This window comes from Gordonia jinhuaensis (assembly GCF_014639795.1).
Classification (GTDB): Bacteria; Actinomycetota; Actinomycetes; order Mycobacteriales; family Mycobacteriaceae; genus Gordonia_B; species Gordonia_B jinhuaensis.
On the sequence record NZ_BMGC01000008.1, the window covers coordinates 133,060 to 154,034 of the forward strand.

Genomic DNA, 20,975 nt, shown 5'->3' on the forward strand with positions numbered 1-20,975 from the left:
ATGATCGGACATGGTGGTTCGATCTCGCGGACAAGGGGATGAGAACACATGCCGGTCGAACACGATGTGATCGTCGTCGGAGCGGGCCTCGCAGGCCTCGTGGCCACCTACGAGCTGACCCAGGCAGGCAAGCGCGTACTCGTCGTCGACCAGGAGAATCGCAACAATCTCGGCGGTCAGGCGTTCTGGTCGCTGGGCGGATTGTTCCTCGTCGACAGTCCTGAACAGCGACGGCTGGGCATCAAGGACTCCCACGAGCTGGCGCTGCGCGATTGGTTGGGTTCGGCTGGCTTCGATCGTGATCGCGAGGACTACTGGCCGCGCCAATGGGCGCGCGCCTACGTCGACTTCGCCGCCGGCGAGAAGCGGCAGTACCTGCATGATCTCGGGCTGCGCATCACACCCGTGGTCGGCTGGGCCGAGCGCGGTGACGGCCGCGCCGACGGTCACGGCAACTCGGTGCCGCGATTCCATCTGACCTGGGGCACCGGCCCCGAGGTGGTCCGGGTGTTCGCCGAACCCGTTCTCGATGCCGAACGGCGCGGTCTGGTGACCTTCGCCTTCCGCCACCGGGTCGACGAGGTCGTGGTCGCCGACGGCGCCGCCGTCGGCGTGCGCGGCGCGACCCTGGCATCCACCGACCTTCCCCGAGGTGTTGCCTCAAGTCGAGAAGTGATCGGCGACTTCGACTTCCGTGCGCAGGCGGTGATCGTCACCTCCGGCGGTATCGGCCACAACTTCGACCTCATCCGCCGCAATTGGCCCACCGAACGCCTCGGTCCCGCGCCCGAGCACATGATCGCCGGTGTCCCGGCACATGTCGACGGTCGGATGCTCGGCATCTCCGAGGATGCCGGCGCGAGCATCGTCAACCGGGATCGTATGTGGCATTACACCGAGGGCATCACCAACTGGGATCCGATCTGGCCGCATCACGCCATCCGGATCATCCCCGGCCCGTCCTCACTGTGGCTCGATGCGACCGGAAAGCGTTTCGACGCACCGAATTTCCCCGGCTTCGACACCAATTCGACGATGAAGGCGATTCTGGCCACCGGTTACGACTACTCCTGGTTCATCCTCACCCGCTCCATCGTGGAGAAGGAGTTCGCGCTGTCGGGATCCGAGCAGAACCCCGACATCACCAGCAAGGACCTGCGATTCGCGGCGAAGAGCCGGTTGGCCAAGGGGGCGCCCGGTCCGGTTCAGGCATTCCTCGACCGCGGCGAGGATTTCGTGGTCGCCGACACCCTGCACGAACTGGTCGACGGGATGAACAAGATCACTCGCGGACCGGCACTGGACCTCAAGGACATCGAACGCGAGATCAGCGCGCGTGATGCCCAGGTGGTCAACAAATTCGCCAAAGACGCGCAGATCATGGCGATCAACAACGCACGAGCCTTCCTCGGCGACAAGGTGGTTCGCGTCGCGAAACCCCACCGACTCCTCGATCCCGATCACGGTCCGCTGATCGCCGTGCGGCTCAACATCCTGTCGCGCAAGACACTGGGCGGACTCGAGACGAATCTCGACTCGCAGGTGATGCGTCCCGACGGCAGCGCATTCGACGGCCTCTACGCGGCCGGTGAGGTCGCCGGATTCGGCGGCGGCGGAGTACACGGCTACAACGCCCTGGAGGGGACCTTCCTCGGCGGCTGCATCTTCTCCGGCCGGGCCGCTGGTCGCGCACTGGCAAGGGATCTGGCGTGAGCCGCACCGCGCTGGTCACCGGCGCCTCCTCGGGTATCGGACGCGAGGTGGCGCGTCTTCTGGTCGCTCGCGGCTACCGGGTGATCGGGACAAGCCGCGACCCCGAGTCGCTGAGCAGCGGGTCGCGGGTTCCCGGCGTGGAGTACCTGGCACTGGATCTGGCCGACGACGCGAGCATCCGTGCCTGCGCCGAGGCCGCCGGCGGTGTCGACATACTGGTCAACAACGCCGGTGAGAGCCAGTGCGGCCCACTCGAAGAACTCCCAGCCGATGCAATCGAGCATGTGTTCGCGCTCAACGTGTTCGGCCCGGTGAAACTCACCCAACTCGTCTTGCCGGGTATGCGCGAACGCCGGTACGGCCGGGTGGTGATGGTCGGCTCGATGCTCGCCAGTTTCCCCGTCGCCTTCCGATCCTCCTACGCCGCGACCAAAGCGGCGATCAAGGGATTCGCCACCAGCGCCCGCACGGAGGTCACCCCCTACGGCGTGCACATCACCACCGTGGAACCGGGCTCGATCAACACCGGCATCAGCTCGCGTCGCACGAAGTACATCCGTCCCGACTCGGTCTACCGCACCGACTTCGAGACGGTGATCGCTGCGCTCGACCACAAGGAATCCACCGGCATCGGCCCCGAGCAGGTCGCCCGCACGATCGTCTCAGCGATCGAAGCCGACAAGCCCAAACCGCTTTACGCCGTCGGCAGTAACGCACCGATCGTCTTCACTCTCAAACGCCTCGTTCCCGACACCGTGCTGGAGAAGGTGTCGGCCAGGATGTTCGGGCTGCGCCGCTGAAGCGGGTATGAAGGAGGTCAGGGGGACGAAACCGTAGTCGAACGGCGAGGAGCGTGTCCATGAAGGCCATCCAGATGGTGAAAGCACAGGCAGAGCCAGAGCTCCGGGAGGTCGACAAACCCTCGCCCGGACCAGGCCAGGTGTTGCTGAAGGTGACGGCGGCCGGTGCATGCCATTCCGACGACTTCGTACTCAACGCTCCACCGGGCGCCCTGGGTTTCGACCTACCGATGACCCTCGGCCATGAGGGCGCCGGTGTGGTCGCCGAGGTCGGCTCCGGTGTCGACTCGGTGACCGAGGGCACCTCGGTGGTGGTCTACGGGCCGTGGGGATGCGGTGTGTGCCGGTTCTGTTCGCAGGGTCTGGAGAATTACTGCTCCAAAGCCGAAGAACTCAAGATCTATCCGCCCGGTCTGGGGGCTCCCGGAGCGATGGCCGAATACATGATCGTCGACGATCCCCGACATCTCGTGCCGATCGGCGATCTCGATCCGGTGAGCACCGTGTCCCTCACCGACGCGGGCCTCACTCCCTATCACGCGATCAAGGCGTCGCTACCGAAACTGGTCGGCGGTTCGACCGCCGTGGTGATCGGTTCGGGCGGGCTCGGACACGTCGCAATCCAGATGCTGCGCCACCTGTCCCCCGCGCAGGTGATCGCGCTCGACGTCACGCAGAACAAACTCGATTTCGCCAAATCCGTCGGTGCACACGAGGCCGTGCTCAGCGATTCCGATGCCGTGGACAACGTGCGCAAGATCGTCGGGAAAGACGGTGTCACGGCAGTATTCGACTTCGTCGGATACCAGCCGACCATCGACATCGCGATGGGTGTGGTGGGCACACTCGGCGATGTGACGATCGTCGGCCTCGGCGACGGCTCGGCAACGGCCAAGGTGGGCTATTGGGCTCAGCCGCATGAGGTCTCGGTGCGCTCGCCGTACTGGGGTGCACGGACCGAGCTGCTGGAGGTCATCGACCTCGCTCACAATGGTGTGGTCGACGTGGCGCTGGAGACGTTCTCCCTCGACGACGGCGTGGAGGCTTATCGGCGACTGGCCGCCAACAACCTGCGCGGTCGCGCCGTCGTGGTCCCCTGACCGGCACAGACAAAACAACCCCGGCGACCGCATCTCTGCAAGTCGCCGGGGTGTACGTGCGCCCGAAGGGATTCGAACCCCTAACCTTCTGATCCGTAGTCAGATGCTCTATCCGTTGAGCTACGAGCGCATGATCTGTTCAGTTGTACATATCCAGTTGTACCCGGTTGTCCGGGTGGCTGGCGTGCCGCCACTAGGTGGCTGCCAAGCGCGGAGGCGAGAGGATTTGAACCTCCGGTCCCGTTTTAGCGAGACAACTCATTAGCAGTGAGTCCCATTCGGCCGCTCTGGCACGCCTCCTGGCTGAGTCCTTTCGAACTGCCGAGAAGAAAGGCTACACAGGACCGTCGTCATGGGGCAAATCCGCTCGTAGACGGCCTGCGAGCACCGATGGACACCAGTCTTACGATGGTCGATGTGACACCGCGCATCCGCCCCGATCTCAGCTCCATCCCCGCCTATGTCCCCGGAAAGACATTTCCCGGGGCGGTCAAACTCGCCAGCAACGAGGTGATCCACGACCCGCTGCCCTCGGTGAAGCAGGCGATCGCCGATGCGGCCGACACCGTCAACCGCTACCCCGACAACGGCATGGTGGAGCTGACCGAGACCCTGGCCAAGAATCTCGGCGTCACCCCCGACGAGGTCCAAGTGGGATGCGGTTCGGTGAGTCTGTGCCAGAACCTCATCACCGCGACGTCTGGTCCAGGTGATGAGGTGCTGTTCGCCTGGCGCTCGTTCGAGACCTATCCGCTCGCGACGAGGGTCGCCGGCGCCACGCCGGTGCAGGTGCCGCTGGCCGCCGATCTCAGCCACGATCTGCCCGCGATGGCAGACGCGATCACCGACCGCACCCGGCTGATCTTCGTATGCAACCCCAACAACCCCACCGGCACCGTGGTCGATGCGCAGGCGCTGGTCGACTTCCTCGACCGGGTGCCGAGTTCGGTCGTCGTGGCACTCGACGAGGCCTATTTCGAGTACACCCGCTTCGACGACGCACAGTCCTACGACGCGATGGATCTGCACCGTCGTTACGACAACGTGGTGGTGCTGCGCACCTTCTCCAAGGCCTACGGGCTGGCCGGCCTGCGTGTGGGGTATGCGATCGGCGATCCGACCGTGATCGACGCGCTGCGCCGCGTACACGTGCCGTTCAGCGTGAACTCGCTGGCCCAGCGCGCCGCGATCGCGTCGCTGTCGGCCGCGTCGGAGTTACTGACCCGCACCGAGACGGTGGTCTCCGAACGCGCTCGGGTGACCGCGGCGCTGCGTGAGATGGGCTATCGCGTACCCGACTCCCAGGCCAACTTCATCTGGGTCGATCTCGGCGACGAGACCATGCGATTCGCCTCCGACGCGATCGACGCGGGCATCGTGGTCCGCCCGTTCGACGGCGACGGCGTGCGCATCACGGTGACCGAAGCGCATGAGAACGATCTCGTGATCGCATTCGCCGCCGACTGGTCGAAGCGCTGACGTGATGAGCCTCGCGCGGATCCTGGCATGCGGTCGCACCCGCGTCGGTCGGCAACTGGCAACGGGTTTCGCGGGCGCGCTACTTTTTGGCACCTCACTGGTCGGTCTCGGCGCACCGGCCTCGGCCGCACCGACCACTGTCCAGCCCGCCACGTCGCGTCCTGCCGACGGCGTCTCAGTGGCCCGCACCACCCTCGTCGTCCAGTGCGCGGGCGCACCACTCGCCCTTCCGGCCACCTGGTATCTCCCCTCGGGGACCCCTCGTGGATTCGTCTGGTTGCAGCACGGATTCGCCCGCACCGCAGCCAATCTCGACGCTCAGGCCCGTTCCTATGCCGAACATTCGCTGGTGGTGATGGCGCCAACGATCAGCTCCTTCAGCGCCTCCGGATGCGCGATCGCGTCCAACATCGCCTCCAACTCCACGTTCACCGAGGAGATGGCCTCGGTGTTCGCCGCGGGCACCGATCCGACGGGCGCACTCGGGATCAGCCTGCACCGCGCGGAGGCGATGGCGCACCGCAGCGAGGAGCCGATGCCGACGACGATGATTTTCTCCGGACATTCGGCGGGTGGCGAATTCGTGCTCACCACCGCCGACAAACTACGCATCGATCACCCGCAGCAGTTCTCTCGGCTGCGCGGGCTCGTGTTGTTCGATCCGGTGGCATCGTTCGTGGGTGACGGCTTCGCTACGGCGGCAACCGATCTGGCCAACGCCAACGGTAAGGGCGGCGGTCCGACGATTCGCGTCATCGCCTCGCCGCCGTCTCCGTCCAACGCCGACGGACGGGGCGTGTTGATCCTATCGACCAGCACCCATCAGGCATTCCTCGGCACGCGTCTGACCACTGGAATCCATATCGACGTCGAGGGTGAGAGCACCGACATCCTCGGCATCGCCTCCGAACTCGCCGTCCCCGATCCACGCAATGTGGCTGTGCTGCGCACGCTTTCGAACGCCTGGGCCACCGACATCTTCGACGGCGGTTTCCAGTCGGAGTACTACCCGGGCGGCACGTACTACGACGCACTCATCTCCACGCATCGGGCCACCACGCTGTCGGTCGGCGCGGCGCGCTGATGGCACGTACGTTCGCCTTTCAGGCGAAGGTGCCGGTCCGCTGGTCGGATATGGACGCTTTCGGTCACATCAACCACGCACGCATGGTGACGCTGATGGAGGAGGCGCGGATCGCCTGGCTGTTGTCGGCGGGCGAGGAGTATGCGCCGCTGATCAAGAGCGCCATGATCGTGCATGTCGAGATCCGTTATCAGGATCAGTTACGGGTGGAGGACTCACCGCTGCACATCGGAATGTGGATCACCGCATTCCGATCCGTGGACTTCACCATCGGCTACGAAATCCGCAGCGCCCGTGCGGCTGCGGATTCGCGGCCAGCATGTGTGGCGAGTACGCAGATGGCCGTGGTCGACATCGAGCATCACCGCCTACGGCGCTTGTCGGACACCGAGAAGCAGTACCTACGCGACTGGGGTGGTGCCGACTGAGCGACGCGCTCAGTCCCCCGACTGCGGCGGGGCATCCGATCCGGCGCGTCCACCGAGGTTCGACGGCAGGGCGATGAGGTTGCCCTGCAACACATCCCGGTAGATCCGCAGCTGTTCCTCGCCGGCCTTGATCTGCTCGCGCATCCGATCGGCGTTGTCGGCCGACATCTCGCGGCTGCCCGATCGCGCGACCAGCCGGTCGATCCGCTCGTCGATGGTCGCGGTGTGGGCGAACTCGTCGAGCAGACGCAGCTCGACGGCGGCCGACTCCATCACCTCGGCGATACCGGCGAGCGCACGCACGCGTTCGATCAGCTGCGCCCACACCGGACGCAGCGACTGCTCACGGCTGTCGATGTGCGCACGGAAGGACTCGTCGAATCCGGCGTTGCGCCGAGAGCGTTCGAGGTCCACACGTACCGAGCGCAGTGCGATCACGTCGGCGGCGATGTCGGCGACCTCCGCATGCAGGTTCAACTGGGTCCGTTGCAGCTCAAAGTGTTCGGAATGCCATGCAGGAGAACGGATCACACGATCGTAGAAGGTACCGGTGAGCGCGAGGATCGTCTCGTATCCGTCGACGAACCGCGACTGGCCCGAGGGCATCTCGCCGACCTCCACACCGAGCGCGCTGATCCACTCCTCCACCTTCGAGGCACCCGCCCGCACCGCCACCTGGCCGAGCGCCGAGACCATCCGGTCAGCGGCCAGCGAGCCGGCACGGCGCACGTATCCGCCGCCGTCGAGGTTGGGGGTGGGCGTGCGCAGTAGTGCGTCGAAGAGGCGTTCGCGGTCGGTCATCTCCAGGTGCACACCCTCGCGGCGTTCACGACGGATCCCGCGCACACTGCCGGCGAAGACGGCCTTGCCGCCCATCGACGACTTTCGCAGATCTTCGCGGCGCCGTGTCAGCGAATTGCGCCGACTGCGCAGCACCGCGGCGACCACCCCGGGAACCATCGGGGCGGCGAGCTGGGATTCGGTCACGTCGATCGCGCGCTGCAATTGGCGCAGGTCATGGAATCCGCCGGGGACCGTGGGGATCGGCAGACCGGCCGCGACGCGACGCACGATCACCGCACGCGGCTCGTCGCGCAGATGGCCGGCGGCGATGAGGACCGCGGCGGCGTCCGACAGTTCGGGCAGCTCACCGGGCACCCGGCTGCGGGCGCTCCACGCGCCGATCTGCTCGCCGGTGATCGTCGGTCGCCCCTGCGTCACGTCTGCCCTCCTGAACTGGCCTGTCATCCAGTATGGCCGACGAACGCAGACCCGGGAGCGTTGATGCGCCGACGATGTCCCGGCGACCAGATCGGTCGGGTCAGCCGGTGCAGGACCCATGCGACCGCCAGCGACACCACGGTGGTGGCCACGAACACGAGGCCGGTGGAACCGCTGAACACGTGGAATCCCAACGCCCGCATCATCAGTTCCAGCACCATCACGTGGACGCAGAAGAACTCGTAGGAGATCTCGCCGATGGCGACCAGCGGTCGCCACGACAGCAACCGGTCCCACCAATTGCCGCGTTCGCCGAGCACCAGCGGAGCGATCAACGCCACCGCCGCCACCAGGTAGAGGAGCAGTTTGACGATCGTCGCACCCACCCCCGTCGGGGTGATCGTGGGTTCTCCGGCCAGGCTAGTCCAGCTAATCTGGAACGCCAGCACCCCGACGAGAACCGACAGCAGGGCATGCCAGCGGGTGACCACGCGTGCGGCGACGGCTAGCATCATGCCGCCGATGAACCAGGTGGCAAAGGCCGGTGCCCACAGTCGCGCGGTGGGGTCGATGCCGTCGGTGTTCGCCACGATCACCGCCCACAGCGGGGAGATCAGTGCGAACACACCGAGCGCCACCAACGCGGCGATCGGTCGCGGCCGTCGTCGGCACACGACCACCACCAGCCAGGCGACCGGCGGCAAGGCGACGTAATAGACCACCTCGGCGGCCAGACTCCACATCTGGGTGAGCCCGGAATGCAGGTGACCGAGTCCGTAGACCTGCGTGAGCGTCATGTTGCGCACGAATCCCGACCAGCCGTGACTGAACACCGAGTCATCGGTGATCCACCAGCGATAGATCGCGAACACCGCGATCACGGTGATCCAGTAGGCGGGCAGGATGCGTCGGGCACGATGCCACGAATACCGGCGCACCGATGGCATCGGGCGACGATCGAAGACCACCGCCACCCATGGCCGGAACAGCAGATATCCCGACAACACAAAGAACAGTGCGACGCCGATCTCGAAGCGCGCGAAGAATTGTCCGGGCAGGTCGGGTGTGTAGCGACCGGTCCAGTACGCGGCGTGGGTGAAACACACCGCCAGCGCCGCCAGCGAGCGGATGCCGGTGAGCGAGTCGACGCGAGCGCCCGCCCGCAGCATCGATTCGCTCACCGGGGGCTCACTGTGCGCCGAGCAGCGCGGCCGCGACCCGTTCCAGGGCGGCCACCCGACTGCCCTTGACGAGAACGGCGTCGGCGGCGGTCAGCTCACCGAGAGCCGCCAGCGCACCGTCGATGTCGGCGACGTGGGTGACCTGCGCCCCGTAGGCGTCGCAGTCCACCGCGATCACCTCGATCCCGCGCTGCGCGGCGTCGGCGGCGATCTGGGCATGCTCGGCGGCGCCGTCGGCGCCGAGTTCAGCCATCACCCCGAGTACCGCCACGCGGCGACCAGTGGCCGGCAACGACGCCAGGGCGTCCAGCGCGGCCTTCATCGAGGTGGGGTTGGCGTTGTAGGCGTCGTTGATCACCGTGGTCCCGCCGGGGGTGGTGACCAGCTCCATCCGCAACGCCGACACCTGACCGGCGCCGAGTCCGGCAGCGATGGCGTCGATACCCACGCCCAGTCCACCGGCCACAGCGGCCGCGGCCAACGCGTTGCTCACCTGATGAGCACCGCGTGCCGACAGCGCCACCGGCGTCTGACCCCACGGGGTGTGCAGTGTGAATGCCGCACGCAGGTCGTCACCGACGGTGATGTCGGTGGCGTAGACGTCGGCGGGTTCGTCGATGGCCCCGCTGCTGTCGATGCCATAACTGATCACCGGCGCCGACGAGCGCGACGCCATCGCGATCACCCGCGGATCGTCGGCGTTGAGCACGGCGAGACCGTCACTGGGCAGCGACTCGATCAGCTCGCCCTTGGCCTGCGCGACGTCGTCGATCGACCCGAACAGTTCCAGGTGCACCCCGGCCACGCGGGTCACCACGCCCACGCTCGGATGAGCGATGTCGCAGAGCAGCGCGATGTGTCCGATGCCGCGCGCACCCATCTCCACGACCGCGGCCTGGGTGTCGTCGGGTGCGTTGAGCAGGGTCAGCGGCAGACCCAACTCGTTGTTGAACGAACGCTCGTTGGCCGCGGTCACGAAGGTCGTCGACAACACGGCCGCGAGCAGGTCCTTGGTGGAGGTCTTGCCCACCGAGCCGGTCACCCCCACCACCGGTCCGTCGATCCGGCTGCGGGCGTGGCGGCCCAGATCGGCCAGCGCCTTCTGGGTGTCGGCGACCCGGATCGCGGTGGTGCCGGGCAGCGGTTCCCGCTCGGTGAGGTAGGCGACGGCACCCTTGTCGAGGGCGCCCTGGATGAAGTCGTGGCCGTCCCGCTCGGCGACAACCGGTACGAACAGGTTTCCCGCACCGATCGTGCGTGAGTCGATACTCGCGCCGTCGACATCCACATCGGGTCCACTCAGCTGCCCACCGGTGGCCGAGGCCACCTCACTCGCCGTCAGATGCACGCGTCGACGCTACCTGGCGACGGCACCGAGGGAGGCGGCGCACCGCACCCGCGACCGGTCGAAGCGCGCCGGTCACCGTATGGTTGCTGCCATGGTCAACCCGTCCTCGGATCGCTATCGGCTCGTCGTGTTGTTCGGAGGCCGGTCCGCCGAACATGACGTGTCGCGCGTGACCGCCGCACACGTGCTCGCCGCCGCCGACCTCGGCAAATACGACATCATCCCGGTGGGGATCACCCGCGACGGCCACTGGATCCGCAACGACAAGGCGATCGCCGCCCTCGGCGAACTCGCACTCGACCCAACCGCGACGCTGTCGCTGCCCGATGCCCTCGAACCGGCGGGAACCGAGGTCGACCCGCTGCCGGTGCTGCGATCCGACGACCCCGCTACCCCCATCGTGGTGTTGCCGCTGCTGCACGGCCCGCAGGGTGAGGATGGCACGGTGCAGGGCATGCTCGAACTCGCCGGCGTCCCCTACGTGGGCAGCGGCGTACTCGGCTCGGCAGTGTGCATGGACAAGGCGATGGCCAAGGTGGTCGCCGAGGCGGCCGGCATCCCGCAGTGCAAGTGGCTCGAGTACCGCGCCGGCGGCGACACGCAGGCGATCGCCGATCGCGTGGAAGACGAGCTCGGACTCCCGGCGTTCGTGAAACCCGCGAATCTCGGATCGTCGGTCGGCATCACCAAAGCCCACGACCGCGCCGAGCTGCTCGACGCGATCGACCTCGCACTGCAGTATGACGAGGTGCTGGTGATCGAGGAGGCTGTGACCGGCCGCGAGATCGAGATCGCCGTGCTCGGCAACGAGGACCCGCAGACATCGGTACCCGGCGAGATCCGTCCCGGCGCGGAGTTCTACGACTATGAGGACAAATACGTCACCGGGGCGGCCGAGCTGGTGATCCCCGCCGATCTTGACGACGCCGCGGCCGCGCAGGTACGCGAACTGGCCGTCACCGCCTTCTCGGCGCTGCGCTGCTCGGGGATGGCCCGGGTCGACTTCTTCTATGAGGACGGAGGCCGCGGGTGGCTGCTCAACGAGGTGAACACCATCCCGGGGTTCACCCCGCTGTCGATGTACCCGAAGCTCTGGGAGGCCACGGGTGTCGGCTACTCCGAACTCATCGATCGACTCGTGGAACTGGCGGTGGCGCGCCACCGCGCCCGCGTGTCGTTCTCCACAGAGCGGTGATGCGATGACAGGCGCGACACGATGACAGCGGTCGACCCGAAACACCCCGGTGTGCAGGGGCAGGTCTGGCGGAACGGGAAGCTCCTCGACGATTTCAGCCTCGAGCAGGTGTCGGAGTGTCTTCATGACGACTCGCTGCTGATCTGGGCGGACCTGCTCAACCCGTCGCATGAGGAGATGAGCAAACTCGCCGACGAGCTCGACCTCGACCAGTGGGCGGTGGAGGACACCCTCGCCAAATCCGAGCGGGTGAAGGTGACCCGCTACTCGTCGCACCTGTTCATGACTCTGTATTCGATCGAGATCAGCGACGACAAGAGCGGCACGGCGGAGGGCGTCGGGCGCGTTAGCCTGCATCGCATCTCCGCCTTCGTCAAGAAGAACGCGCTCATCACCGTCCGGCTCTCCGACGGATTCGACATGGCCGAAGTGGTCGACCGGTGGAACGAGATCGGCGGGCAGGAGTACGGCGTCGGATCGCTGGTCCACGGACTGCTCGACGTGATCGTGGACGAACATCTCGATGCCATCCAGGACATGGACGACCGCATCGAGGCGCTCGAAGAACTGCTGTTCGACGACGACCCCAAGAGCGGCAAGACGCTGCAGCGCGAGGTGTACACCTACCGCAAGGACCTCGAGGTGATGCGCCGGGTGATCCTGCCGATGCGCGACGTGATCGGCTCGATTCACCGCAACCGGGGAAACTACTCGGCCGACGGCAGCGCCGGTGGCGAAGCACTCGACGCAGCGTTCAGCGACCTCTACGACCACTCGGTGCGATCGGCGGAGTGGACGGAGTCGTTGCGCGACATGGTCTCGTCGATTTTCGACACCAACCTCTCGATCCAGGACGCCCGGCTCAACGTGGTGATGAAGAAGCTCTCCGGCTGGGGCGCGATCATCGCCGTCCCCACCCTCATCACCGGCTTCTACGGGCAGAACGTGCCCTATCCGGGTTACGACACCTGGGGCGGGTACATCACCAGCACGGTGATCGCCGTGGTCGCGGTGGTGGGACTGTACATCTCGTTCAAGAAGCGGGATTGGCTGTAAAACCCGACATCACCGAAAGCCACGTACCGTTGAGTCATGCGAGTACTGGTCACCGGTTCCACGGGCTATGTCGGATCGCGACTGGTCGCGCGCCTCCTCGATGAGGGGCATGAGGTACTGGCCGCATCTCGCAACCCCGAACGCCTGGAATCCTTCGGCTGGGCCGACCGTGTGACACCGGTCGAGATGGATGTGAGCGATGACGAGTCGGTCGCCGCGGCATTCGAGACCGCGGGTGCGTTGGATGCGGTCTACTTTCTGGTCCACACGTTGGGCAGCAAAGACTTTCGCGCAGCCGACAACGCCTCAGCCACGCGCATCGCGGCGGCAGCGCAGCGTTCCGGCACGAAACGGATCGTCTATCTGGGCGGCTTCGTCCCCGACGGTGAACTATCCGAACATCTCGCCGGTCGCGCCGAGGTGGCCGACGCCCTCGACGTCGACGGCATCGACCTGGTGTGGCTGCGCGCCGCGGTGATCCTCGGCGCCGGGTCGACCTCATTCGAGATGATCCGCTACCTCGCCGACCGACTCCCGGTGATCCCACTGCCCGCCTGGACCCGCAACCGGCTCGACCCGATCTCCATCGAGGACACGGTCCGATATCTCGTCGCTGCCGCCGACCCGGACACCTTCGCCCCCGGCGCGTACGACATCTCCGCCGGAGAGACGCTCACCTACGCCGATCTGGTGTTCGACTACCTGCACGCGGCACACCGGCCTCGGCTCGGGATCCCGCTGCGGGGCATCGGAACGTCACTGGCAGCGTCGGTGGGGGGCTTTCTCACGCCGGTGCCCACCACCCTGGCCGCCGATCTCGTTCGCTCACTGGGCGTGTCGATGACCGCGCGGCGCGAGGCTGCCCCACCGGAGTTGCCGGGACACACACCGGTGTCGGTGACCGATGCCGTCGCCTCAGCTGCTGCCGAGGTGCCCCGCCGCCCCGTCTCCGACCTCGCCGACCTGCATCACATTGCCGACACCGACCCAGACTGGGCCGGCGGCGACGTGGCCCGGATCCGCACCGTGAGCACCATCGCAGTCGGGGAGACCATGTCGCACCGGCTCGAATACTTCTGTCTCGCTTGTCGATTGGACATCGGACCGCTGTCGGCGGCCATCCGCGTCGGGTTGGACACCGCGCTGGGCGCCACCCGTGGGGCCACCACTCTCCTCAGTGCCGTGGTGGCCGGTACCCGATGACAACCGAGGTACCCACACGTCGCCGCCGAGTCGTCGTGGCGGTGACCTACGTGCTGGGTACCGCGCTGTTGGGGCTCTCACTCGGTGCACACCCCGGCATCGGCCTGTTCTACCTCCTCACCGTGTTGCTGGCGATCGTGTGGACCGCAGGTGCTTTCGCATCCGGCCCCGTGTGGTGGGGGCAGTGGCGCACGACCCGTTCGGGCGCGGCAGCTCTGGGCGCGGCGGTGGGTGTCGGACTGGGGTTGTTGTTCATCGTCGGCGCGTTCGTGGTCCGTGAGATCGGTCCGATCGCACGGCTGATCACCGAGGTGCTCGACCACGCCCAGCACGGCAACGTCGCCATCGTGGCGGTGATCACCGTGGTGAACGGTGTCGCCGAGGAGCTGTACTTTCGTGGCGCACTGTATTCGGCGCTGATCGGGCATCACCCGATCGTCACCTCGACCGTTCTGTACGTGATCGCCACCCTCGCCAGCGGCAATCTCATGCTGGCCTTCGCCGGGATCCTGCTCGGCGCCGTGTGCGCCTACGAGCGCCGCCTCACCTCGGGCGTTCTCGCACCGATCATCACCCACATGATCTGGGGTGCGGTGATGGTGCTGGCTCTGCCACCCATCTTCGGGGTGTGAGGTACCCGACTCCGGCCGGCTCGATGACCGGTCTGTGGCCACCACCCCCTATCCTTTCCTGGCCAGAAGGTGCGCGGTAGGAGGTGGAGCGAAGGTGGTGCACACGATCCGGCGTCGCGAGTTTGCGCTCGCGATGGTCGTCGCTGCGGCGTCGGGTTTCGTCGATGCGGCCGGATTCATCGCCCTCGGTGGCTATTTCGTATCGTTCATCAGCGGCAACTCCACCACGATGGCCGCACGCGCGGCATACAGCGACTGGCAGGGCGCTGGTCGGGCGCTGGGTCTGATCGGGCTGTTCTTCATCGGGGTGATCACCGGGTCGGTGCTCTCGCGTACCCGCTACAAGCGGTCGGCGGTGCTGTGGCCGGCGGTCGGACTGGTGACAGTGTCGGCAATCGCCAGCGACCTCGGCGTGGGAACCCCCGCCATCCTTCTGCTGGCTGTCGCGATGGGCATCGTGAACTCCACCTTCCAGCGCGGCGGGGAGGTCTCGGTGGGTCTGACCTACATGACCGGAACTCTCGTCAAGGCCGGGCAGCGACTCGTCGACGCGTTCAACGGCGGACCCCGCTGGGTGTGGCTGCGACATCTGTCGCTGTGGGCCTCGCTCACCTGCGGTGCGCTGGTCGGCGGGTTCGCGTGGGCGCATCTGGGCTCGGATGCGCTGTGGATCGCGGCGGGCATGCTCGCGGTCGCGGCCACGACCGTGTCGGTGAGCAGATGGAGCCGTCAGTCACCCGGGTGACAGCGCGCAGACAAACAGTAAAGAATCAGTTAAGGTCCTGGCCGTGGGTCTACGCCGCGTACTGGGACCACGGAAACAACTCCCTCGACACCATGATCAGGATCACCCGGACGGGCATCCGCCGACTCGCAGCTGCCCTCAGCGCCGGATGCGCGATCGCAGCGCTCACATCGTGCGGCAGCGACCACCGCGAGGAGACACCGGCGACAAGCAATGCCATGGCGCACCAGCGCATCATCGCACTGCTTCAGCGCACCGCCGACGCCCTTCCCTGGCCGGCGGCCACGCTGTCCAGGTCGCTGCCCGGGGTCGCGGCCGCGCCGTTGAGCGCGACCGCGGCCCCCTGCGATGTCGATGACAGCAATCCCGAGCAGCCGTACTCGTGGCGGTACGGGCTCTGGCTCCTGCTACCAGCAGGAAAGTCCGCCGACTCCGCCTTCACCGACCTCGAAACTGCTTGGCAGAAGCAATCTTTCAGCGTCGACAAAGACGCCGATCAGCGATACCTGCGTGCACGCGAGTCGGGCGGTTACACACTGTCTGCTCAGATCAACAGCAGCGGCGACATCCCGGTCAGCGTTCAGTCGCCATGCTTTCCCAAGTCGCAGGTCGACCGGTCGATGAGCTGGCCTGCGACGGTCGTCGGGGACGATCACACCTGAGCGGAGCCGTACCGGCCATCACCGCATCGTCGGGGCCCACCGCCCGCCAGCACTGTCGGTCGAACAGACTAGCACGGCACCGTGGGGCATCTGCCGCCGCCCGGTGAGTTGGAGTTCGAAACCCCTTGTGCCGTATTCTTTTTACCCGTGATTTCCAGAGCTGCCGACACCGTTGTCACCGGCACCACGACTGCTGCATGCGTGTGGTGCTCATCGCTTTCCGACGTGCAGGACTATCGCAACGAACCGCGGTGCGGGCGGTGCCGGGAACTCGAGGACATCGTGGCGCAGGCGCGTGAGTTCGTGAGCTTCTACGGACTGCGACCGCTCGGCGGATCGGTGGAGACCGACGACGACGAAGAGCGCGAGCTGCGCGTGGCCGCTCGCGACGCCTACGCCGAGCTGTTCCGAGTGCGCACCAAGGCGCCGGCTTCTCGCACCAAGTCGCGGCCGGCCTCGCGCCCGGCGGCCCACACCGCTCCTCCGACGACGAGCAGCGCGTCGGGGTCCTCGGGCTCGACGGCTTCGGGGTCGGTCACCGGACCATCCCGCGCTCAGGCACGTCGAACGGATACGTCGCAGCCCTCACATGAGGAACTCGCTCGTCGCGCCCAGGTTCTGCTCGACCAGCTCACCGAGATCGACGCCGAGCTCTCGGCGGTGGAAGGACAGTCGGGGCTCAGTGCGCGGGCGAAGCTCACCGACCTCACTTCCAAGCGTTCGTCGGTGCTGCGCACCCCCGCCGCGCTCGAAAAGGCATCACGCGCAGCGACGGGGACTCACTCACACTGAGGGTCTGACTCACTGAGGGGCTGACCCACTACGGTCACGCTGTGCCACAACGTCACTTCACCAAGTCCGAACGCACCGCCTTCTACGACGTGATCGGCGCACGACGCGACATCCGGCACTTCATACCCGGCGCGACCATCCAACCGGATACTCTCGCCCGCCTTCTGGCGGCGGCACATGCCGGGCCGAGCGTCGGACTCATGCAACCGTGGCGATTCGTGCGCATCACCGACGGAGACGTCCGCCGGCGACTCCACGCCGTGGTCGAGGAGGAACGGGTACGGACGGCGCACGCACTGGGCGAGCGTTCCGACGAGTTCATGCGACTCAAGGTCGAGGGAGTGCTCGACTGCGCCGAACTACTGGTGGTCGGTCTCTGCGATGACCGCGAGCGTCACATATTCGGGCGCCGGACGATGCCTGCGATGGATCTCGCGTCGGTGGCCTGCGCGATCGAGAACTTGTGGCTCGCCGCACGCGCCGAAAACCTCGGCATGGGCTGGGTGTCGATCTTCTCTCCTGCCGATGTGGCGGCGATCCTGTCGATGCCGCCGGGTGCGCAGCCGGTCGCGATGCTCTGCCTGGGACCGGCACAGTCATTTCCCGACCGACCCCTGCTGGAAATCGAGCAGTGGACCACCGCGCGCCCGCTCGACGACTTCGTCAGCGAGAACCGCTGGGCGTAAGGGTCCGCCTGAGACACCGGACCGCTAGAGATACTGGCCGACTTCTGCCACCTCCACCCGGTAGCGACCCGAGCCGATCTCCCTCAGCAACGCCTCGGTCGATACCTCACCCGCACCGGAAACCACAGCGCGGCGGACGATCTCACGCAGATCACTGCCGCTGGTGCCGTCCGGGACGCGGGTCGCGGGTCGCGACCGCGTGTGCATCCACGTCACCGGGGATGCCGTCGACCAGCTCGGCGGCGATCACAGCCGACACCGCGCTCTTGCCGGTACCCGGTGGACCCACCAGGAGCACGCCGCGCCGCGACCCGAGACCGTGCCGGTTGAGCATCTCGTGCTGATCGCGCACTGCGCAGATGCCGAGGTCGATCTCTTGCCATCCCTGCTTCATCGAGGCTCGCACCGCGCGACCCCGGTAGGGGTTCAGCTCGGCGGCACGGGAGTAGAGACGGTCGAGCGCCGCTCGTGCGTCCAACTGATGATCGCGCTGCACGAAAGCCGGCGGATCGGTCGCCTCCTGCGGACCCACCTGCGCTCCGTGAAGCTCGATCAACTCCGCGAGAGCCAACGCGACAGTCAGACACGACACCGCGTTGAGCTCGCGGGTCTCGTCGATCACTCCCGACAGGCTCGACACACCAAGCCCTCTCGCCGTGAACTGCCGGGCGGTCTCGACGTCCGTCCGACGGTCGAGCGTTCCGACGAGCAATTCACCGAGCGCCAGCAGCGCGTCACGAGACGACCCGCTGAGCGAATCGATCCACCCGGCAGGGTTTGACGACGCGGGAAAGCCCCGCGAAAACCTGCACCCAATTCGGGCAAGGTTTCCGTTGTACACGGTTGATCGCGATCAGTCACGCGAATTTTCGGGGCGTCCCCGGTGGACAGCTCAACGATCGATCCAGCGTTGCGCGAGATCCGCTATCCACTCCTCCACAGCGTCGGCCGAATCCGGTGGCGACTCGACGATCACGAGTTCATCCACACCGAGATGCTCGAGATCACCGAGCTCGGCATCTCGTGGATCACGAAGTGCGACGGCGATTCGCATGTCCGACATCGCACGGTCGCGCTCGGCGCAGTAGCTGCGCAGCGTCGCGAGCCGATCAGCTACGTGGTCAAGTCCGTCGAGGTTGAAGCCGTACCACCCGTCACTCCACTCGGCCACGCGCATCAGCGCGCGGTCGCTGTTGCCACCGAGGATGACCGGCACGTGGCTTTGGGTCGGTTTCGGGTTGACGCGCACGTCTCGGAACGACACGAAATCCGATTCGACGGTGGCCACCTCAGTGCTCCACAATGCCCGCATGGCCTCCAGGTAGGCCGCGGTCCTCTCAGCGCGCCGCGAGAACGGGACCCCGAGGGCATCGAACTCGTCCCTGGACCAACCGATCCCCACGCCCAGCGTGAACCGCCCCTTGCTCAGCCGATCCAGCGACGCGACCTGCTTGGCCATGATCACCGGATTGTGTTCGGGCAGCAAAAGAACGCCGGTGGCCAGACGGATCGTCGACGAATGTGCGGCGGCAAACCCAAGGCATGCCAGAGGATCGAGCCAGTCGGCGTCGACCGGCACAGCGATCTGTCCGTCTGGGGTGTACGGATATCGCGACGACGGCTGGTCGACCATGACCACGTGCTCACCACACCACAGAGTCGCGAAACCCCGATCCTCGGCGTGCCGGGCAGTGGCCGCGATGACATCAGGATCAGCACCTGACCCTATTCCCAACGCGTGCAATCCTATTCGCACCCACCAAACCTAGCACCGGCCCGGACCGATTTCCTGAAATCCGCCTCGAGAACCGTCGAAGGCCTATCCGGTCGCCGGGACGAAGGCAGTCTTCCCGTCGTCCGAAAACATGATCGCGCCAACGTTGTTCACCATTGCGAAAGACCCCTGAATATTAGCCGTCACGTCCCGTCCTGTGGCGCCATCGAGAACGACGCTCATTCCGTGATCTACCTGGCCGTAGACCAGACCGTCGAAGAACACAGGGTCCCGTGGGGCCATCCTGTTTGCTTCTGGCAGGGACCAGATCGGTTGGAGCGTCGACGGGTCCAGAGCGCGCAACTCATCCGCACCATCGTCATTCACGCCGACGTCATAGACCGCATCGCCATCTCGGGTCGGATGGGAGAGCTCGACACCCGGAAACCGCTGCGTCAGTGCCCCCGTCGTCGGATCGATAGCTGCCGTAACAGTGCCTGAGGCTCCACTGTAGTGAGCGAAACTGACGACGGTCTTGCTGTCAGTCTGCAGAACTGACAGATCACGCGGGGCAGATTCGTAGTCGTTGCCCGCCGTCCACTTCACCTTGCCACTTGTTGGATCTAGTCCCACCAAAAGCGGGTAGTCCGTTTTTGCTGTCGTAGTCGAGTGCGCGGTGGCGACGATGGCCGACGGCGTCACCGCATACGCATCGCCGCGTGTGGTCCACAGGACCTTGTGGGTTGCTGCATCGACAGCCGCGACAATCCCGTCGCTCATACTGTTTCCGCCGCCGTCACCGACGATGACACGGCCGTCCGTAGCGCTCAAAATCGTCAGACCACCTGTTGGCGCACCATACGCGAGTCCGACTCCTGGAATGTTCACACTCCAGTCGAGCTTGCCGGACCCAGTGTCGACCGCAATGAGTTGGTACGCCTGTGAATCGCTTTCCGTACCGCCCCCTCGGAGCTCCACGTCGAGTACCCCGTAGACCGTCGAATGATCTGGGCTAAGTACCGGCGCACTCACGTCAGCCGAGTCGTTGAGCGACGGATCGGACGCGTCGGAGCCAGCACCCGGAAAGTCCTGCGTCCACCGAGGCTTGCCGGTCGTCAAACTGGTGGCAACGATGCCCGATCGAGTGACGCCATAAGCCGTCCGATCGTCCATCACAAATCTGCTGGTGAAGTCGCCCGTAACGTTGGTATCGATCGCCTGAGAGTCAAGAGGACGCGGCACACCATCGAATTTTCTCGGGGGATCGAACGCTCTCACCGCGCTGCCATCGCTGCCGTCACGTGGTGTCGATGTTGAACTCGCAGTACCCGCGTCCGTCGATGAGCACGACGTGAGCAAGAGAGCAGCAGCAAGCAGTGCGCCCGAAGCGCCCGAAATCGTCCGTATCACCGTGTCAATATCGCAGAGCGGATGAGTACCGCCGAATCATTGAACGACGCGGAATCTGACACGCAGGGAAAACAGGCGCCAGTGTCGTACGCGAGAATGACACATCTGCCGACTCACCGCGGCCGCGCGCAAGATGTGGGGAGGACTCGAACACGGGGCAGGACTCGAACCAAAGACTCCGCCGGATAGAAGAAGATCCCCTCACCGGCACACAAACAGTGAGGGGATCTCCGCGGAAGGGACAGCATGGTTGTCGAACCACAGCAGTCCGACGGAGCGGCTGCTAGACGGTAGGGCGCCAACCGGGCGATCCCGTGGATTGCGCTGCCCGACGGGAGTTAGCGGTCCCCAAGATCAGCGAAGGAAACCGACCAACTCGACAATCAGTGCAACGACGAACAAGCCGAGGAACGCGAGCTCAAACGGGGCTGGTGCACGAGTAGGTGACATCTGATCTGGCTTGCCCTGCCGGGCGGCCTGGAAGGATGCCAGCTGTGCCCAAGCCCTATCCCCAGGAGTTCCGCGA

General features: G+C 66.0%; 20 protein-coding genes and 2 tRNA genes. 14 read left to right on the top strand and 8 right to left on the bottom strand.

What is annotated here, in order from left to right; genetic code table 11:
* The first annotated feature begins 48 nt into the window (after positions 1-48).
* From IEW22_RS08115 to IEW22_RS08125, 3 genes are read left to right on the top strand one after another with little or no spacing between them, the layout of a single operon-like run.
* A complete protein-coding gene (locus IEW22_RS08115) occupies positions 49-1,713 on the top strand; it encodes an FAD-binding dehydrogenase (RefSeq protein ID WP_188586097.1) in 1,665 nt (554 codons plus the stop codon).
* Positions 1,710-2,513 carry an SDR family oxidoreductase gene (locus tag IEW22_RS08120; RefSeq protein ID WP_188586098.1) on the top strand — a complete coding sequence of 268 codons (804 nt, stop codon included), beginning with the start codon at positions 1,710-1,712 and terminating at the stop codon, positions 2,511-2,513. The genes IEW22_RS08115 and IEW22_RS08120 overlap by 4 nt, the downstream gene beginning before the upstream one ends.
* Positions 2,514-2,572: 59 nt before the next feature.
* Positions 2,573-3,613: an NAD(P)-dependent alcohol dehydrogenase gene (locus IEW22_RS08125; protein WP_188586099.1), complete on the top strand. Its 1,041-nt coding sequence runs from the start codon at positions 2,573-2,575 to the stop codon at positions 3,611-3,613.
* Positions 3,614-3,670: 57 nt separating this feature from the next.
* Here the strand turns inward: IEW22_RS08125 and IEW22_RS08130 are convergent.
* Positions 3,671-3,743 (bottom strand) — tRNA-Arg (locus IEW22_RS08130).
* 81 nt (positions 3,744-3,824) lie between these two features.
* Positions 3,825-3,913: transfer RNA gene (locus IEW22_RS08135), tRNA-Ser, on the bottom strand.
* Positions 3,914-4,030: 117 nt separating this feature from the next.
* Here IEW22_RS08135 and hisC point away from each other — a divergent pair.
* From hisC to IEW22_RS08150, 3 genes are read left to right on the top strand one after another with little or no spacing between them, the layout of a single operon-like run.
* A complete protein-coding gene (gene hisC, locus IEW22_RS08140) occupies positions 4,031-5,092 on the top strand; it encodes a histidinol-phosphate transaminase (RefSeq protein ID WP_188586100.1) in 1,062 nt (353 codons plus the stop codon).
* A gap of 4 nt (positions 5,093-5,096) precedes the next feature.
* Complete coding sequence (locus IEW22_RS08145; RefSeq protein ID WP_188586101.1) at positions 5,097-6,176, top strand: alpha/beta hydrolase; 1,080 nt, start codon at positions 5,097-5,099, stop codon at positions 6,174-6,176.
* On the top strand, positions 6,176-6,604 hold the full coding sequence (locus IEW22_RS08150; protein WP_188586102.1) for an acyl-CoA thioesterase: 429 nt from the start codon (positions 6,176-6,178) through the stop codon (positions 6,602-6,604). The genes IEW22_RS08145 and IEW22_RS08150 overlap by 1 nt, the downstream gene beginning before the upstream one ends.
* A gap of 9 nt (positions 6,605-6,613) precedes the next feature.
* Here IEW22_RS08150 and IEW22_RS08155 read toward each other — a convergent pair whose 3' ends face one another.
* Genes IEW22_RS08155 through IEW22_RS08165 form a run of 3 tightly spaced genes read right to left on the bottom strand, consistent with a single transcriptional unit; the run spans position 6,614 to position 10,354 of the window.
* Positions 6,614-7,825 (bottom strand): hypothetical protein, encoded by a 1,212-nt coding sequence (locus IEW22_RS08155; RefSeq protein WP_229742303.1) that lies wholly within the window; start codon positions 7,823-7,825, stop codon positions 6,614-6,616.
* Positions 7,826-7,848: 23 nt separating this feature from the next.
* A complete protein-coding gene (locus tag IEW22_RS08160; protein ID WP_188586135.1) occupies positions 7,849-8,994 on the bottom strand; it encodes an acyltransferase family protein in 1,146 nt (381 codons plus the stop codon).
* Positions 8,995-9,013: 19 nt separating this feature from the next.
* On the bottom strand, positions 9,014-10,354 hold the full coding sequence (locus tag IEW22_RS08165) for a UDP-N-acetylmuramoyl-tripeptide--D-alanyl-D-alanine ligase (protein WP_188586103.1): 1,341 nt from the start codon (positions 10,352-10,354) through the stop codon (positions 9,014-9,016).
* A 91-nt stretch (positions 10,355-10,445) separates the two neighbouring features.
* On the opposite strand from IEW22_RS08165, the gene IEW22_RS08170 reads away from it, so the two are divergent.
* The 8 genes from IEW22_RS08170 to bluB all read left to right on the top strand — a co-directional run bounded on the left by IEW22_RS08170 (position 10,446) and on the right by bluB (position 17,325).
* Positions 10,446-11,549, top strand: coding sequence for a D-alanine--D-alanine ligase family protein (locus IEW22_RS08170; protein ID WP_188586104.1), 1,104 nt, complete (start codon positions 10,446-10,448; stop codon positions 11,547-11,549).
* A 21-nt stretch (positions 11,550-11,570) separates the two neighbouring features.
* The gene (locus IEW22_RS08175; RefSeq protein WP_188586105.1) at positions 11,571-12,605 is read left to right on the top strand and encodes a magnesium transporter CorA family protein; all 1,035 of its coding nucleotides are present in this window, start codon (positions 11,571-11,573) and stop codon (positions 12,603-12,605) included.
* 36 nt (positions 12,606-12,641) lie between these two features.
* Positions 12,642-13,808, top strand: coding sequence for an SDR family NAD(P)-dependent oxidoreductase (locus IEW22_RS08180; RefSeq protein ID WP_188586106.1), 1,167 nt, complete (start codon positions 12,642-12,644; stop codon positions 13,806-13,808).
* Positions 13,805-14,440, top strand: a complete 636-nt coding sequence (locus tag IEW22_RS08185; protein ID WP_188586107.1) for a CPBP family intramembrane glutamic endopeptidase — start codon at positions 13,805-13,807, stop codon at positions 14,438-14,440. The genes IEW22_RS08180 and IEW22_RS08185 overlap by 4 nt, the downstream gene beginning before the upstream one ends.
* Positions 14,441-14,573: 133 nt before the next feature.
* A complete protein-coding gene (locus IEW22_RS08190; RefSeq protein ID WP_188586136.1) occupies positions 14,574-15,185 on the top strand; it encodes a YoaK family protein in 612 nt (203 codons plus the stop codon).
* Between the two features lie 92 nt (positions 15,186-15,277).
* Positions 15,278-15,847, top strand: coding sequence for a hypothetical protein (locus IEW22_RS08195; protein WP_188586108.1), 570 nt, complete (start codon positions 15,278-15,280; stop codon positions 15,845-15,847).
* A gap of 147 nt (positions 15,848-15,994) precedes the next feature.
* On the top strand, positions 15,995-16,639 hold the full coding sequence (locus IEW22_RS08200) for a hypothetical protein (RefSeq protein WP_188586109.1): 645 nt from the start codon (positions 15,995-15,997) through the stop codon (positions 16,637-16,639).
* Positions 16,640-16,680: 41 nt separating this feature from the next.
* Positions 16,681-17,325 (top strand): 5,6-dimethylbenzimidazole synthase, encoded by a 645-nt coding sequence (bluB, locus tag IEW22_RS08205; protein WP_188586110.1) that lies wholly within the window; start codon positions 16,681-16,683, stop codon positions 17,323-17,325.
* A 151-nt stretch (positions 17,326-17,476) separates the two neighbouring features.
* Here the strand turns inward: bluB and IEW22_RS08210 are convergent, their stop codons facing one another.
* The 3 genes from IEW22_RS08210 to IEW22_RS08220 all read right to left on the bottom strand — a co-directional run bounded on the left by IEW22_RS08210 (position 17,477) and on the right by IEW22_RS08220 (position 20,317).
* A complete protein-coding gene (locus tag IEW22_RS08210) occupies positions 17,477-17,947 on the bottom strand; it encodes an ATP-binding protein (protein ID WP_188586111.1) in 471 nt (156 codons plus the stop codon).
* A gap of 270 nt (positions 17,948-18,217) precedes the next feature.
* Entirely contained in the window at positions 18,218-19,081 is an 864-nt protein-coding gene (locus tag IEW22_RS08215; RefSeq protein WP_188586112.1) for an LLM class F420-dependent oxidoreductase, read from the bottom strand.
* A 63-nt stretch (positions 19,082-19,144) separates the two neighbouring features.
* On the bottom strand, positions 19,145-20,317 hold the full coding sequence (locus IEW22_RS08220; protein WP_188586113.1) for an outer membrane protein assembly factor BamB family protein: 1,173 nt from the start codon (positions 20,315-20,317) through the stop codon (positions 19,145-19,147).
* Between the last annotated feature and the right edge of the window lie 658 nt (positions 20,318-20,975).

Bases quoted from the DNA above. Each gene is read 5' to 3' on its own strand.
- IEW22_RS08190 (WP_188586136.1), top strand. From the start codon at position 14,574: ATGGTCGTCGCTGCGGCGTCGGGTTTCGTCGATGCGGCCGGATTCATC.
- IEW22_RS08160 (WP_188586135.1), bottom strand. From the start codon at position 8,994: ATGCTGCGGGCGGGCGCTCGCGTCGACTCGCTCACCGGCATCCGCTCG.
- IEW22_RS08185 (WP_188586107.1), top strand. From the start codon at position 13,805: ATGACAACCGAGGTACCCACACGTCGCCGCCGAGTCGTCGTGGCGGTG.
- IEW22_RS08195 (WP_188586108.1), top strand. From the start codon at position 15,278: ATGATCAGGATCACCCGGACGGGCATCCGCCGACTCGCAGCTGCCCTC.
- IEW22_RS08170 (WP_188586104.1), top strand. From the start codon at position 10,446: ATGGTCAACCCGTCCTCGGATCGCTATCGGCTCGTCGTGTTGTTCGGA.
- IEW22_RS08125 (WP_188586099.1), top strand. From the start codon at position 2,573: ATGAAGGCCATCCAGATGGTGAAAGCACAGGCAGAGCCAGAGCTCCGG.
- IEW22_RS08175 (WP_188586105.1), top strand. From the start codon at position 11,571: ATGACAGCGGTCGACCCGAAACACCCCGGTGTGCAGGGGCAGGTCTGG.
- IEW22_RS08115 (WP_188586097.1), top strand. From the start codon at position 49: ATGCCGGTCGAACACGATGTGATCGTCGTCGGAGCGGGCCTCGCAGGC.
- IEW22_RS08145 (WP_188586101.1), top strand. From the start codon at position 5,097: ATGAGCCTCGCGCGGATCCTGGCATGCGGTCGCACCCGCGTCGGTCGG.
- IEW22_RS08180 (WP_188586106.1), top strand. From the start codon at position 12,642: ATGCGAGTACTGGTCACCGGTTCCACGGGCTATGTCGGATCGCGACTG.
- IEW22_RS08150 (WP_188586102.1), top strand. From the start codon at position 6,176: ATGGCACGTACGTTCGCCTTTCAGGCGAAGGTGCCGGTCCGCTGGTCG.